Annotated in this window: 13 protein-coding genes; 10 read left to right on the forward strand and 3 right to left on the reverse strand. The window is 45.5% G+C overall.

What is annotated here, in order from left to right; translation table 11 throughout:
• The gene (locus YC6258_RS14575; protein WP_044617628.1) at positions 1-798 is read right to left on the reverse strand and encodes a CsiV family protein; all 798 of its coding nucleotides are present in this window, start codon (positions 796-798) and stop codon (positions 1-3) included.
• Positions 795-4,250 carry a transcription-repair coupling factor gene (gene mfd / locus YC6258_RS14580; protein ID WP_044617629.1) on the reverse strand — a complete coding sequence of 1,152 codons (3,456 nt, stop codon included), beginning with the start codon at positions 4,248-4,250 and terminating at the stop codon, positions 795-797. Before mfd ends, YC6258_RS14575 begins: the two co-directional genes overlap by 4 nt.
• Before the next feature lie 330 nt (positions 4,251-4,580).
• Here mfd and YC6258_RS14585 point away from each other — a divergent pair, with 330 nt between their 5' ends.
• The 10 genes from YC6258_RS14585 to YC6258_RS14630 are packed head-to-tail and all read left to right on the forward strand — an operon-like array spanning position 4,581 to position 13,797.
• Positions 4,581-5,918: a Na(+)-translocating NADH-quinone reductase subunit A gene (locus YC6258_RS14585; protein WP_044617630.1), complete on the forward strand. Its 1,338-nt coding sequence runs from the start codon at positions 4,581-4,583 to the stop codon at positions 5,916-5,918.
• A gap of 2 nt (positions 5,919-5,920) precedes the next feature.
• A complete protein-coding gene (locus YC6258_RS14590; protein WP_044617631.1) occupies positions 5,921-7,123 on the forward strand; it encodes an NADH:ubiquinone reductase (Na(+)-transporting) subunit B in 1,203 nt (400 codons plus the stop codon).
• Positions 7,116-7,892 carry a Na(+)-translocating NADH-quinone reductase subunit C gene (locus tag YC6258_RS14595; protein ID WP_082070732.1) on the forward strand — a complete coding sequence of 259 codons (777 nt, stop codon included), beginning with the start codon at positions 7,116-7,118 and terminating at the stop codon, positions 7,890-7,892. The genes YC6258_RS14590 and YC6258_RS14595 overlap by 8 nt, the downstream gene beginning before the upstream one ends.
• A gap of 3 nt (positions 7,893-7,895) precedes the next feature.
• The gene (locus YC6258_RS14600) at positions 7,896-8,558 is read left to right on the forward strand and encodes an NADH:ubiquinone reductase (Na(+)-transporting) subunit D (protein ID WP_044617632.1); all 663 of its coding nucleotides are present in this window, start codon (positions 7,896-7,898) and stop codon (positions 8,556-8,558) included.
• Entirely contained in the window at positions 8,558-9,166 is a 609-nt protein-coding gene (nqrE, locus tag YC6258_RS14605; RefSeq protein WP_044617633.1) for an NADH:ubiquinone reductase (Na(+)-transporting) subunit E, read from the forward strand. The genes YC6258_RS14600 and nqrE overlap by 1 nt, the downstream gene beginning before the upstream one ends.
• 19 nt (positions 9,167-9,185) lie before the next feature.
• Positions 9,186-10,415, forward strand: a complete 1,230-nt coding sequence (gene nqrF / locus YC6258_RS14610; protein WP_044617634.1) for an NADH:ubiquinone reductase (Na(+)-transporting) subunit F — start codon at positions 9,186-9,188, stop codon at positions 10,413-10,415.
• A gap of 55 nt (positions 10,416-10,470) precedes the next feature.
• Entirely contained in the window at positions 10,471-11,466 is a 996-nt protein-coding gene (locus YC6258_RS14615) for an FAD:protein FMN transferase (RefSeq protein ID WP_044620060.1), read from the forward strand.
• Between the two features lie 2 nt (positions 11,467-11,468).
• The gene (gene nqrM, locus YC6258_RS14620) at positions 11,469-11,708 is read left to right on the forward strand and encodes a (Na+)-NQR maturation NqrM (protein ID WP_044617635.1); all 240 of its coding nucleotides are present in this window, start codon (positions 11,469-11,471) and stop codon (positions 11,706-11,708) included.
• A 56-nt stretch (positions 11,709-11,764) separates the two neighbouring features.
• Complete coding sequence (gene sthA / locus YC6258_RS14625) at positions 11,765-13,156, forward strand: Si-specific NAD(P)(+) transhydrogenase (protein ID WP_044617636.1); 1,392 nt, start codon at positions 11,765-11,767, stop codon at positions 13,154-13,156.
• Positions 13,153-13,797 (forward strand): MBL fold metallo-hydrolase, encoded by a 645-nt coding sequence (locus tag YC6258_RS14630; protein WP_044617637.1) that lies wholly within the window; start codon positions 13,153-13,155, stop codon positions 13,795-13,797. The genes sthA and YC6258_RS14630 overlap by 4 nt, the downstream gene beginning before the upstream one ends.
• 27 nt (positions 13,798-13,824) lie before the next feature.
• Here the strand turns inward: YC6258_RS14630 and YC6258_RS14635 are convergent, their stop codons facing one another.
• Complete coding sequence (locus tag YC6258_RS14635; protein ID WP_044617638.1) at positions 13,825-14,652, reverse strand: DNA replication terminus site-binding protein; 828 nt, start codon at positions 14,650-14,652, stop codon at positions 13,825-13,827.
• Positions 14,653-14,686: the final 34 nt, after the last annotated feature.

Raw genomic sequence — 14,686 nt, forward strand, 5'->3', positions numbered from 1 at the left:
TCATGGGGTGATCGCTGTGGCCTGTGGTATATCTTCCATAGGGACAAAATAAATCAGCATTCCAAACTTGGGATTATCAAAATAATACAGTTCTTTGGAGCGCATTCGCCGCTTCATATCCATATGAGCGCTACTTGTAGCGACATAATATTGGTTCTTCTGGCCGTTTACGGGCGAGACTTTGTTGTCTGGAGAAGAAAATAGTGCCAAGCCTCCGAAGGGCTCCAGTTGGTCCTGCAATGAACCTGCTGGAAGGCTTGAGTTGCTATCAGTTCCAGTAAGAAGGTCGAAAGGGGAATTGCTGAGCGCAACATCTGTTAAATACAGGTTTGTCTCTACATGTAAGTAGCGGCTGATATGAATCTTAATTAACCCGTGTAACTCGTTAATGCTGCCATACTGATGACCTCCGATGATTTCCACCGGAGAAGCTTCTTTTTCAGGTAAAACCGGATGGAACCAGCTGTTGTGGTATAGCACAGTATAGTTCTTGCTGGCTGCGAGCCTGTTTGCCTGACTTTTCAGATACTGAAGATTTTCGGGTAGTGCTTCAAATGGAGCTGGAAGCCCATTATCTGTAGATGGTTTCTGGTCACTGTTGTCATCTGCCGGGTCGACAATCTGGATGGCATTTTCAGGAATATCCAGCAATGGATAAGTTGGCCAGGTTTCGGGGTTCTGTTCGCTGGCTATATTATTGCTGAATATTAGCAGACTTACCTCGTACCAGCGCGGCTCGGTGGCGAGTGAATGAAGGCTCAGCAGGCATAATCCTGTGCTGAAAATCAATCGCTTCATAATTTATTGGGGTCTCTGGTTAGCATTTTAAGAATGTCTCCAATAGTGCCAAAACGTTCTTCGGCTGTCGAAGACTCTATCATGAACTTTAGCTGGTCGGCTCTGCTCAGTTTGAATTTGTGGGGCATTGCCTGGACCATCCTAACGATTGCATATGGTTCTATAGTGGTGTCTGCTGAGAAATGTATGGTTCCTCCTGCCTCCCCAGCATCAATTTTGTTGATACCAAGTTGTTCTACTTTTAGTCGTAATAATGTCTGTCTGAACAGGTTTTTGACGGGATCGGGCAGCAAACCAAAGCGGTCGATCATTTCTACCTGCAGCTCCCGTACGATTTGCTCATCGGTTGTGCTGGCGATGCGCTTATAGAGTGTCAGGCGAGTATTGACGTCTGGAATATAGTCATCCGGGATAATCGCCGGAATGTGCAGGTTTATTTCTGCACCATGATCCAAGGGGTTCTCTAAGTCGGGTGTTTTGCCGCTACGTATGGCTTTGACTGCCCGGTCCAGCATTTCCATATAGAGACTGTAGCCGATGGTCTCCATGTGTCCGCTCTGCTCTTCACCCAGAAGTTCTCCGGCGCCACGTATCTCCAGATCATGGGTTGCCAATGTAAAACCGGCACCCAGATCATCAGCTTCCGAAATGGCATCCAGCCGTTTCAGGGCGTCCTTGGTCATGGTTTTGGGGGGCGGAGTCAGTAAATAAGCGTATGCCTGGTGATGGGATCGACCAACTCGTCCACGAAGCTGATGCAGTTGGGCTAAACCAAATTTATCCGCACGATCAATGATAATGGTGTTGGCTGATGGAATGTCGATACCTGTTTCGATGATTGTGGTACAAACGAGTACATTAAAGCGTTTGTGATAAAAATCTGACATCACCCTTTCAAGCTGGCGTTCGCTCATTTGCCCATGGCCTACAGCGACTCTGGCCTCAGGTACCAGGCTTTGGATATCTGCGGCGCACTTCTCAATATCTTTGACTTCGTTATGTAGATAATAAACCTGGCCGCCGCGCAAAATTTCCCTCAGGATGGCTTCTTTTTTAAGTGCGTCGTCAGTTTGTCTGACGAAAGTCTTAACTGACAATCGACGTGCCGGTGGTGTGGCGATAATTGATAGATCTCGAATGCTCGCCATCGACATATTAAGGGTTCTTGGAATAGGTGTGGCTGTCATTGTGAGGATATCGACATTCGATCTTAGGGCTTTTACTTTCTCTTTCTGTTGAACCCCAAAGCGATGCTCTTCGTCTACAACCAATAAGCCAAGGCGTTCAAACTTAATTTGAGAGCCGAGTAATTTGTGGGTGCCGACCACGATATCTACAGACCCGTTTTCAAGTCCTTCGATAACTTTGGTGCTCTCTTTTCCTGTTTTGAATCGGGAAAGGCTTTCAATTTTTATGGGCCAGTCTGCCAGTCGATCGCGGATGTTTTCATAGTGTTGCTGAGCCAATAACGTTGTCGGAACCAGCACGGCTACTTGTTTGCCTGACATGGCGGCAACGAAGGCAGCGCGCATGGCAACCTCTGTCTTACCAAAACCAACATCGCCGCAGATTAGCCGGTCCATAGGGCGGTCCTGTCGCATATCGTTTAATACTGCTTCAATCGCCGATTGTTGGTCGGGGGTTTCCTCAAATGGGAAATCTGCGGCAAAACGCCGATAGTCAGCTTCTTCAAAGGTGAAAGCATGACCTTTTTTGGCTTCGCGTTGAGCATATATTTCCAGTAACTCGGCAGCAGTATCACGAATTTTTTCTGCCGCTTTACGTTTGGCTTGACTCCAGCGATCGGTGCCCAGTTTGCTGAGTGGGGCGTACTCCATGTCCGTGCCAGAGTATCGGGAAATCAAATGCAAACTGGTTACTGGAACATATAATTTGGCTTTGTCGGCATACTCAAGGGTTAGAAACTCGTCTTTTTGGCCATCGACTTCGATGGTTTCCAGGCCCCGATAGCGACCGATACCATGGTCAATATGTACGACTGGTGCGTCAATTTTCAGTTCGGTTAGGTTTTTGACGACGTTTTCGGCGGCTTCCTGGGATTGCTTTCGTCGTCTTCGCTGGGTGACCATGCTCTGGCCAAATAACTGTGACTCCGTAATGACAGTAATACCTGCATCCGGAAGTACCAGACCCCGTTCCAGTGGCGCAACAACGATTGCATGTCGATCCCCGGTGGATATAAAGCTGCTCCAGCTGTCGAGTTCTGTCGGACTCAGGCGAATGGTTTTAAGTAAATCCAGCAGGCTTTCCTTGCGACCATGGCTCTCTGCACAGAACAGCACACGGTGAGAGGTTTCCATTAAAAATGCTTCCAGCGCATTTAAAGGATTTTGCGCCCGGGAGTCGATTGGATACTCCGAAGGAGCCGCCAGAGATAAATTCAGACGTCCCGCTTTTTCTTCCAGGGGATGCTCTGTCAGTGAAATGCGCGGAAACGACTTAAGGCGCCGGAACAGCTCTTCTTTGGCAATAAAAATCTGTTGTGGCGGCAGAATCGGTCGACTTAGATCATGGCGGCGGTTTTCATAGCGATTACTTATTTCCTGCCAGAAATGATCCATGCTGCTTTCAAGACCTGATTCTGTAATGACCAGTGTGTCTTCAGGCAGGTAATCAAATACGCTGCTTAACTGGTCATAAAACAGCGGGAGGTAGTATTCAATGCCTGCCGGTATGAGGCCATCGGATATGTCTTGATAGATGGGGCAGCTTTTTAATGGTACGTCAAAGGTTGCTCTGAAGTTTTGTCGAAATTGAGCAATGGCTTCGTCAGTAAGAGGGAACTCTTTTGCCGGCAGCAGTTCAACTTTTTCGATTTGCTCTATACTTCGCTGCGTATCGGGATCGAACGTCCTGAGTGTATCGATTTCCTGATCAAATAGATCGATGCGGATTGGTAGATCAGTGCCCATTGGAAATACATCCATGATGGAGCCACGGACTGAGTATTCTCCATGTTCAAAAACTGTTGCTACGTTTCGGTATCCGGCGTTGTCGAGTCTTTTGCGGAATAAATCGATATTAAACTCTGCGCCTGTATGAAGTTGGATGCTGCGGCTCTGTAAATAAGAGGCCGGTGCCAGACGGTGCATGATTGTAGATATGGGAACAACCAACAATCCTTGTCGTAAAGAAGCTAATGTCGTCAGGGTTTTTAATCGTTGACTGATAATATCCTGATGAGGGGAAAAATTATCGTAAGGAAGCGTTTCCCAATCCGGTAAGCTTAGTATTTCGATCTGGTCACCGGAATAAAAGCGTGTTTCAGCAACGATTGTGCTGGCTGAGACGGATGACTGAGTAATCACAACCGTCAATTGCTCGGATTGTTGACAGAGTTGGGCGACAGCAAACCCCATTCCTCCACCAGCCAGAGCGCCCAGAAGTTTCTGATCACCGGCTTTGGTGGGGATGAACTTAGTTAGATTCATTGACTTAATTTACACAATCAGCAGTATTGAGGGCGCGTAGTTTAACACTCAGGCAGCAGGTATCCAGGGTTGGGTAAGGGTTTTTAATGTTCTTGATAATCATTATCGTTTTATGGGGTGATCGAAAAGCACACTAAATTCAATGCATTAGTAGCAAGTCATGAATCCTATCCTTATACTAATGCGCGCGAATTTGGGGAGGTATCCGTTTTTTTGAAAAAAACCACAAGATACCTGGAACTCAACCTATTTCTGAAAGGGTCATGTCAGACATATGTTTTTCGTTGGCCCTACCAAAATCTACTCATCTAAAATAATTGGACTAGGCATATGATCGAAATCAAGAAAGGTCTCGACCTGCCGATTACTGGTAAACCGAAGCAGTCAATTCGTGACGGTAAATCAGTTTCTTCGGTGGCGGTCGTCGGCTTTGACTACCATGGTCTGAAACCCACTATGAAAGTCAAAGAGGGCGACAAGGTCAAACTCGGTCAAATCCTTTTCTCAGATAAAAAAAATGATGGGGTTGTCTACACTGCACCGGGTGCCGGTGTGGTTAAGCAGATCAACCGGGGTGCCCGTAGGGTATTCCAATCCCTCGTCATAGATCTGGAAGGAGATGAATCGGAGAGTTTTGAGAGTTATGAATCCAGTCAGTTGGCTGCATTATCTCGCGATAAGGTAGTAAGCAATCTGGTAAATTCGGGGCTTTGGACGGCTTTGCGGACCCGTCCATTCAGCAAAGTACCGAAGATTGACTCAACTCCTAACTCAATTTTTGTAACCGCCATTGACACGAATCCCCTGGCTGCAGATCCGGCAGTGATCATTGCTGAGCAAAAGGAGTCATTTGTTGATGGTTTGGCTGTTCTGGCGCGCTTGACCGAAGGAAAGGTTTTTCTGTGCAAGGCATCAGGCGCTGATGTTCCATCGGGTAGTGCTCAGGTTCAAGAATTCGGTGGCAAGCACCCTGCCGGTAACGCTGGTACTCATATCCATTTTGTCGATCCTGTCAGTCGTCACAAAACGGTTTGGACAATTGGGTATCAGGACGTTATTGCTATCGGAAAATTGTTCACCACTGGACAACTCTATGTTGAGCGTGTGGTCGCAATCGCAGGTCCTCAGGTCAGTGACCCTGGACTTGTCAGAACCCGTATCGGTGCCAATCTGCTGCAATTGACGGCTGATGAGGTTAAGCCGGGAGAAAATCGTTTGATTTCCGGTTCTGTCTTTGGTGGCCGTAATTCAACAGCTGAGGTATTTGCATATCTTGGGCGTTATCACAGTCAGGTGTCTATATTAAAAGAAGGTCGCGACCGCGACATGCTGCATTATGTGCGCCCCGGCTTTAACTACTTTTCTGTCCTGAACACATTTATTTCCAGTCTGTCTCCTTCGAAAAAATTCGATTTCGATACTTCAGCAAATGGTTCAGAAAGATGCTTCCTGCCGTTGGGTAATTTTGAGAAGGTCATGCCTTTGGATATATTGCCGGCGCAGTTGCTGAGAAGCCTTATAGTTGGCGACATCGATACTGCAGAAAAACTGGGCGCTTTGGAGCTGGATGAAGAAGACCTGTCTCTATGTACCTTTGTGTGTACCGGTAAGTATGAGTATGGCGCTATTTTGCGTTCCAGTCTGACGCGTATTGAGTTGGAGGGTTAATTGTGGGATTGAGAAAAATTCTGGATGATCTCGAACCGCATTTTACGAAAGGCGGAAAGTTCGAGAAGTTGTTTGTGATCTATGAAATGATCGACACAGCAACTTATAAACCAAGCATCGTTACCCATTCTTCGTCTCATGTACGCGACCATAATGATATGAAGCGTATTATGATCCTGGTATGGATGGCGGCGTTACTACCCATGGTAGTAGGGATGTTTAATCTCGGCTATCAGGCCAATAGTGCCATATCTGCAGGCTTACCCGTTGGTGATGGATGGCGTGAAGCATTGATCGGGCTGTTTGCCGGGAATGACCCGACGAGTGGTTGGGATAACTTCTGGTATGGTTTCTGGTATTACATGCCTATCTATATCACCATCTTTATTGTCGGCGGTATTTGGGAAGCTATCTTCGCAGGTGTGCGTGGCCATGAAATCAATGAAGGCTTTTTTGTAACCTCCATTTTGTTTGCCCTGGCTTGTCCGCCGAGTATTCCGCTGTGGGCAGTCGCTCTCGGTATTTCCTTTGGTGTTGTATTTGGCAAGGAAGTGTTTGGGGGAACCGGTAAAAACTTCCTGAACCCAGCACTCTCTGGTCGGGCATTTCTGTTCTTTGCATATCCTATGTTTATGTCTGGTGATTCCGTATGGGTTGCTGTGGACGGTTTTTCCGGTGCGACTGCACTCAGTGTGGCAGCTTCACAGGGGTTGGATGCTCAGGGAACGTTGAACGGATTGACGTGGATACAAGCATTTCTTGGAAATATGGCTGGTTCGGTTGGTGAGACATCTACGCTGGCCATTCTGATATCAGGTGCGTTTCTGATGATTACCGGTGTTGCTTCATGGCGCATTGTGTCTGGAGTAATGATTGGAATGGTGGCAACAGCATTACTATTTAATGCGATTAGCTCAGATACCAATCCTATGTTTAGTTTGCCTCCTCAGTGGCATCTGGTGCTGGGTGGTTATGCCTTTGGTATGATTTTCATGGCGACAGATCCGGTTTCTGCCTCTATGACGAATAAAGGTAAATGGATTTTTGGTGCACTGATTGGCTTTATGGTAGTAACCATTCGGGTTGCTAATCCGGCGTTTCCGGAAGGCATGATGCTGGCTATTCTGTTTGCTAATTTGTTTGCTCCAATCATCGACCACTTTGTTGTTCAAGCAAACATCAAGAGGAGGGCGGCTCGTGTCTGATAAAAATTCCATTGGCAATACCATAAAAATTGCTTTCCTAACCTGTTTGGCATGCTCAATTGTCGTATCTATGGCGGCAGTTTCGTTAAAGCCTATACAGGAAGTTAACAAAGCAAACCAGGTTCGTCGGAGTGTTTTGGAAGCGGCCAATATTTATACAACTGGTAAACCTGTTGCCAAGCAGTTTGAAGCGGTAACCACTCACATTGTTGACTTACGCACAGGTGAGTACACCGATGCAGTTGATGCTGACGGTTATGATCAGAAAGTGGCGGCTAAAGACCCATCAATGAGTGAGGTTTTACCCCCATCTGAAGACACTGCATCTATCAAGCGTCAGGAGTATTACTCCAAGGTCTATACCATCGAAAAAAGTGGGCAGCTGCAGACGTTGGTTCTACCTGTTCGTGGATATGGTCTTTGGTCAACCATGTATGGATTTATTGCCCTGGATAAAGATTTGAATACCGTAGTTGGTTTCGGATTTTATGAGCAGGGTGAAACTCCGGGGTTGGGTGGTGAAGTTGATAATCCAAAATGGAAAGCCTTGTGGCCAGGTAAAAAGCTCTTTGCTGATGATGGCTCTCTGGCGATAGCGGTAAAAAAAGGAAACATAGACCCTAACAACCAATATCAAGTAGATCATGTGGTTGATGGTTTGTCTGGCGCAACTCTGACAACACGCGGTGTTGATAACCTGGTCCATTTTTGGATGGGTGAAAATGGGTATGGGCCTTTCCTGAAGAACTTGGCAAAAGGGGAGGTGTAAGGTATGTCTTCAGCTATTAAGAAAACTCTACTGGGACCCATTCTGACTAACAACCCGATCGCATTACAGATTTTGGGAATTTGTTCAGCTCTTGCGGTTACGTCCAGTATGCGTGTGGCATTTGTAATGAGTGTTGCGCTGACGCTGGTAACGGCTTTTTCAAATTTATTTATCTCGCTGATACGGAATCAGATTCCTTCCAGTATCCGTATTATTGTGCAGATGACGATCATTGCTTCCTTGGTTATCGTGGTTGATCAGATACTCAAGGCGTATGCCTTTGAAATTTCCAAACAGTTGTCTGTGTTTGTGGGACTGATTATTACCAACTGTATCGTGATGGGGCGTGCTGAAGCATTTGCCATGGCAAACCCTCCTGTACCAAGTTTTCTTGACGGTATTGGGAATGGTTTGGGCTACTCAGCGATGTTGATGACACTGGGTTTTATTCGTGAGCTTCTGGGTTCCGGAAAATTGTTTGGGCTTACCATACTTCCGGTTGTAAATGATGGTGGTTGGTATATCCCTAATGGCCTGTTGCTGCTGCCTCCAAGTGCTTTCTTCCTGATTGGCATAATTATCTGGGGTATACGTACCTACAAGAAAGATCAGGTTGAGAAAGCAGAGTTCAAGATGACGAAACATGTTAATAAGGAGGCAATGTAATGGAAGGATTGATTAGCCTTTTTGTCAGAACAGTCTTCGTTGAAAACATGGCTCTGGCGTTCTTCCTTGGGATGTGTACCTTTCTGGCACTTTCTAAGAAAGTCGAGACTGCTATTGGTCTTGGGATTGCAGTAGTTGTCGTGCAAACCATTACTGTACCTATTAACAACCTGCTTTATAACTATGTGTTGCGCGATGGTGCATTGGCATGGGCTGGTTTTCCTAATGCAGACCTTAGCTTTCTGGGATTATTGAGTTATATCGGCGTAATCGCTGCCATGGTTCAAATATTAGAAATGTTCCTGGATAAGTATGTTCCGGCTCTCTATAACGCATTGGGGGTGTTTTTACCGTTGATCACGGTGAACTGCGCTATTATGGGTGGTTCGCTGTTAATGGTTGAACGTGATTACACTTTTGCTGAAAGTGCTGTATATGGTGTGGGATCTGGCTTTGGCTGGGCGCTGGCCATTGCGGCTCTTGCCGGTATTCGTGAAAAACTCAAATACAGTGACGTGCCTGCTGGTCTGCAGGGCCTTGGCATCACCTTCATTACTGTTGGGCTGATGTCTCTTGGTTTTATGTCATTCTCTGGTATCAGCCTTTAAAAGGGAGTGATCGTATAATATGAGTACAGAAATTATTCTTGGTGTAGTGATGTTTGTGGTGATCGTGTTTGCACTGGTCGCTGTTATCCTCGCCGCCCGCTCGCAATTAGTGAGTTCGGGAAATGTTAAAATCATGATTAATGATGATCCCAGTAAAACTTTAGACGTTTCTGCTGGTGGTAAGTTGCTTCAGACATTGGCTAACTCCAATGTATTCCTGTCATCTGCTTGTGGTGGTGGTGGTACCTGTGCACAGTGTAAATGTAAGGTTTTCGAAGGAGGTGGCTCTATGTTACCGACTGAAGAAGGCCACTTTACCAAAGGTCAGGCTCGTGAAGGCTATCGCCTTGCCTGTCAGGTATCTGTTAAACAGGATATGAAAATCGAAGTGCCAGCCGAAGTGTTTGGTGTCAAAAAGTGGGAATGCACGGTTGAGTCCAATCCCAATGTGGCCACCTTCATTAAAGAGCTGACGCTGAAGCTGCCAGAAGGGGAGAATGTTGACTTCCGAGCTGGTGGATATGTGCAACTTGAGGCACCTCCTTCACATATCAAGTTTTCGAATTTTGATATTGAAGAAAAGTTTCGTGGTGACTGGGAACGTTTTGGTTTCTTTAACCTTGAGACCAAAATTGAAGAGCCTGTTATTCGCGCTTATTCAATGGCGAATTATCCTGAAGAAAAAGGTGTGGTTAAATTCAATATTCGTATTGCTACTCCTCCTCCAGGAAGTAATGGTATTCAGCCAGGACTAATGTCATCTTTTGTTTTTAACCTGAAACCAGGTGACAAGATGACAGTATACGGGCCGTTTGGTGAGTTTTTCGCTAAAGATACAGATGCCGAAATGGTATTTATCGGCGGTGGTGCTGGTATGGCACCAATGCGCTCACATATCTTTGATCAGCTTAAGCGTCTTCATACCAAGCGTAAAATGAGCTTCTGGTATGGTGCGCGTTCACTGAAAGAAGTTTTTTACAATGATGAGTATGACATGCTGGCTGGCGAAAATGAGAATTTTGACTGGCACTTGGCTTTGTCCGATCCGCAGCCAGAAGATAACTGGAATGGCCTGACTGGATTTATCCATAATGTCTTGTATGAAAACTATCTTAGAGATCATGAAGCACCAGAAGATTGTGAGTATTACATGTGTGGTCCTCCAATGATGAATGCCGCAGTTATTAAGATGCTGAAAGATCTGGGTGTAGAAGACGAAAACATTCTGTTGGACGATTTCGGCGGATAAGAGTTTGGGAGTATTCGTGCAGATACGTTCTGTATTAAAGCCCGTGTTTGTTGTGATGGCATTTTTTGCCATCATGGCAGCCACGGGCTGTTCTGTTTCTGGCCAGGATGAAATTCAAACGTTTTATGGTCAGGCCTTGGGAACCAGCTACTCTATTAAGTACGTTGGTGAAAAAAATAAGGTAGGCAAGTATCAGCATGGTGTGAATAGTGTGCTGGACCGTATTGATCAGTCGATGTCTACGTATTTGAAAAAGTCTGAGCTTAACCGATTTAATGACGCCCCGGTCGGTGAACCGTTTCATATGTCTGATGATTTGTTCTACGTTGTTTCGCAGGCTCAGATCATCAGTGAAAAAAGTGTTGGTGCATTTGACATTACAGTTGAACCGCTGGTTGATTTATGGGGGTTCGGACCAAGTGATAGGCCGGATATCGTTCCAGATAAAGCGGAGTTAACTAAAGCATTTGATATGGTGGGATATTCCGCGTTGCAGATGGATACAGCTACTCACACTGTCACTAAAATAGCGCCAAGAGAGATTGATTTGTCCGCAATTGCCAAAGGTTATGCCGTTGATAAGGTTGCAGAGTACCTGGACAGCCTCAATATTTCTGCATATCTGGTGGAGGTTGGCGGTGAAATGCGCTTGAAGGGCAAGAAACCTAACGGCGACAGTTGGCGAGTTGCTATAGAGACGCCGGAAAGCGGTGCCGGAGGTATATATCGGATTTTACCGTTATCTGACCGGGCTATCGCAACATCAGGTGATTATCGCAATTATTTTGAGGTCAACGGGAAAAGATATTCCCATACGATTGATCCCAAAACCGGCTTTCCGATTGATCATCCATTGGTTTCGGTGAGTGTGATTACTGATAGCTGCGCTATTGCTGATGGATGGGCTACAGCGATGATGGTTCTGGGTACCAGGTCTGCTCTGGAGTTGGCTGAGAAAGAGCAGTTGGCTGTGTTTTTGATTGAGAAAACGGCCGATGGTTTTAAAGAATATAAAAGTTCGTTGTTTGATAACTACGAGTTTAAGAGGTGATTATGAGTACGTTTATTGTTGTATTTTTTGCCATGGTTATATTTACCGCGTTGATGGCTGTTGGCGTAATGATGGGTAGAAAACCCATTACTGGGAGTTGTGGTGGTATGGCTGCGCTGGGTATGGATGTGGCCTGTGATATCTGCGGTGGGGATAAAAGCATTTGCGAGGATGAGGTTGAAAAAGCTAAAAGGATTAGTCAAAAAAGTGCCAGTTTGGCTTATGACGCCACTGCAAAATAGATCTCTGGGTTTAAATAATATGTTTTTTGTTGTGATCACTATGGCTGGGAGTATCTATGGCTGAATACAGTTATGATGTTGTCGTTATTGGCACTGGACCTGCGGGAGAAAGTGCTGCTATGAATGCCGGCAAAAAGGGCAAGACTGTTGCGCTGATAGATTCCCGAGCTGAGGTTGGAGGTGGTTGTACTCATAAAGGAACGATTCCTTCCAAGGCGCTCCGTCATGCAGTGCATGCTGTTATGAAATTTAACAGAACACCGCTGTTCAGAGCTATTGCAGAGCCAACCCTGCTGTCTTTTCCTGAAGTTAATGCCAGTGCCCAACAGGTCATTAGCAAGCAGGTAAGTATGCGTCGTCGTTTTTACAGTCGTAACCATTTTAAGATTTTTAATGGCCATGCGCGATTTGTGGATCCCAATACTGTTGAGGTTCAAACCAGTCAAAGCACCAAAGATATCTTACATGCTGAGCATGTTGTCATTGCAACTGGTTCCCGCCCATACCGTCCTGATAATGTCGATTTTAGTCATCCTATGGTGTTTGACAGCGACACTATACTGACCCTGAACAGAACCCCTCGTCGTATCATTATTTATGGGGCTGGGGTTATTGGTTGTGAGTATGCTTCAATTTTTAATGGTTTGGGTTGCAAGGTTGACCTGGTTAACCCAGGGGCGAGATTGCTGGCATATATGGATGATGAAATTTCAGATGCCTTGAGTTATCACATGCGTGGTCACGGAGTGTTGATTCGTCATAATGAAATGTTTGAGAGTCTTCATGGTTATGATGATTATGTTGAGTTGAAGCTTCAAAGTGGAAAAGTCATTAAAGCGGATGCATTTTTATGGGCCAATGGTCGCGCAGGGAATACTGATGATCTTGGTCTTGAAAATGCAGGCTTGGAAGCAAATTCTCGTGGTCAGCTTGAGGTTGATCGGTTTTATCGGACAAAGACGGACAATATCTTTGCCGTTGGCGATGTAATTGGTGCTCCAAGTCTGGCCAGCGCTGCATATGATCAGGGTAGAGCCGCTTCTGGTGCTATTGTAAACGATTCGAGCTATATCTTTTTTGAAAATATACCGAATGGTATTTATACCATTCCAGAGATCAGTTCTGTTGGTAAAAACGAACGCGAACTGACAAAAGCAAAGATTCCATATGAAGTAGGTAAGGCTTATTTTAAAGATACAGCCAGGGCGCAGATTACTGGTGAAGATGTAGGTGTGTTAAAAATTCTGTTTCATCGTGAGACATTGGAGTTATTGGGGATTCACTGTTTTGGTGATCAGGCTGCAGAGATTCTTCATATCGGCCAAGCTATTATGGAACAGAAAAATGGCGGCAATACACTTGAATACTTTGTTACCCATACATTTAACTATCCGACGATGGCAGAAGCTTATCGTGTTGCTGCGCTAAATGGATTAAATCGATTATGAAATATGAAATTGTTCCAGTGACTCCTTTTCAACAGAATTGTTCCATTCTGTGGTGTGAGAAAACGGGTAAGGCTGCAATCGTTGATCCTGGCGGTGAAGCCGGGAAAATTCTGGCACGTGTTGATGCCTTGGGCGTTGACGTTGATAAGGTTCTTTTGACTCATGGGCATCTTGACCATGCTGGAGCAGCAAATGCTATCAAGAATATGCTGAATGTTCCGATTGTCGGTCCTCAGCAGGAAGAAGCTTTTTGGCTGAATCAGATAGAAAACCAGGCATCCATGTTTGGTTTTGGTGAGGCTGAAAATGTGGTGCCGGATGTATGGTTGAATGATTCCGACATTGTCAAAATAGGTGAAACACAGTTGTTGGTGTTGCATACTCCAGGACACACCCCGGGCCATGTCGTGTTTTACTGTGAGTCCTCCAAGTTGGCAATTGTTGGTGATGTGTTGTTTGCAGGCAGTATTGGGCGCTCAGATTTCCCTCGTGGTAATCATGCTCAATTGATTCGGTCTATTCGCGAGAAATTGCTTGGGCTTGGGGATGACATATGTTTTATTCCCGGCCATGGTCCGATGTCTACCTTCGGGCAGGAGCGTCTGACAAATCCTTTTGTTGCTGATCGAAATTTTGGGTGAGTTTCAACTCTCATCTCAGCTCACTGATTAGCGTCCAGGTCGATATCGATACACCCGAATACTCGGAGCAATGGGGTCTTCCTCCAATTGATTGTCGTTTCTGATTTTACGCTGGCGTTTTTCAGGAGGAAGAGAGTCTGGAATCGAAAATGCTGGCATTCCTTGCTCTCTAGGGAAGAAAATCGGTAAAGCCACATTAAAGGCTGTTCGTTCTCCATTTCCATATAGTATGTTGGCTCGCATAATTGGGCTAAGGTTTTGTACCAATGCCAAAACTTCTGTATCGGGCAAACTCCCCAGGCGATCGTACTGAACTTTAATGTGTGGAGCCAATACATCAAAGCGCATTAGTTTTTTGAGTGCTTCCTGTTTTGAAATCCTTTGAATGCTTTTTCCACTTTTGTACCAGTTAAAGCTTATTTTTGCTGGATTTTGTCGTAAGACGGGTATGGTTCGCGTGACCTGTTTGAGATTAAGTCGAGCCAGTCCTTTAGCGGCAAGCTCATTGGCCAAGTTCGAATGTCTGGAGATTAATTCGTATTTGTACCTGTTCAGGTCATTTGGAGAGTCTTCTCTGATCTTTTTGATGTAGTCCGCAAAGTCTGCTTTTAGTTGATTGATCTCAGTGACCTGGTTCAGCATTTTTTCATCGCTTGCAACTAATCCGTAGTAAGCGATGGTTTCGCGACCGTCCATCCCATCCCGATACCAAAAATCCGTGATTGCTTCATGAATTCCTTGTGCTGCGGTTTGGTAGCCATGACACCAGCAGGTAACTTGGTTTTGTTGTAAGTACTGCCCAAGGGATTGAGTTAAAGACAGTAGAGTGTCGAAAGTATGTTCTAGCTGCTGCATAGATACCAACGTGTTTCAATTGTTATATAACAGG

This window comes from Gynuella sunshinyii YC6258 (genome assembly GCF_000940805.1).
Lineage (GTDB): Bacteria > Pseudomonadota > Gammaproteobacteria > Pseudomonadales > Natronospirillaceae > Gynuella > Gynuella sunshinyii.

Bases quoted from the DNA above. Each gene is read 5' to 3' on its own strand.
- YC6258_RS14575 (WP_044617628.1), bottom strand. From the start codon at position 798: ATGAAGCGATTGATTTTCAGCACAGGATTATGCCTGCTGAGCCTTCAT.
- mfd (WP_044617629.1), bottom strand. From the start codon at position 4,250: ATGAATCTAACTAAGTTCATCCCCACCAAAGCCGGTGATCAGAAACTT.
- YC6258_RS14585 (WP_044617630.1), top strand. From the start codon at position 4,581: ATGATCGAAATCAAGAAAGGTCTCGACCTGCCGATTACTGGTAAACCG.
- YC6258_RS14600 (WP_044617632.1), top strand. From the start codon at position 7,896: ATGTCTTCAGCTATTAAGAAAACTCTACTGGGACCCATTCTGACTAAC.
- nqrE (WP_044617633.1), top strand. From the start codon at position 8,558: ATGGAAGGATTGATTAGCCTTTTTGTCAGAACAGTCTTCGTTGAAAAC.
- nqrF (WP_044617634.1), top strand. From the start codon at position 9,186: ATGAGTACAGAAATTATTCTTGGTGTAGTGATGTTTGTGGTGATCGTG.
- YC6258_RS14615 (WP_044620060.1), top strand. From the start codon at position 10,471: ATGGCATTTTTTGCCATCATGGCAGCCACGGGCTGTTCTGTTTCTGGC.
- nqrM (WP_044617635.1), top strand. From the start codon at position 11,469: ATGAGTACGTTTATTGTTGTATTTTTTGCCATGGTTATATTTACCGCG.
- sthA (WP_044617636.1), top strand. From the start codon at position 11,765: ATGGCTGAATACAGTTATGATGTTGTCGTTATTGGCACTGGACCTGCG.
- YC6258_RS14630 (WP_044617637.1), top strand. From the start codon at position 13,153: ATGAAATATGAAATTGTTCCAGTGACTCCTTTTCAACAGAATTGTTCC.
- YC6258_RS14635 (WP_044617638.1), bottom strand. From the start codon at position 14,652: ATGCAGCAGCTAGAACATACTTTCGACACTCTACTGTCTTTAACTCAA.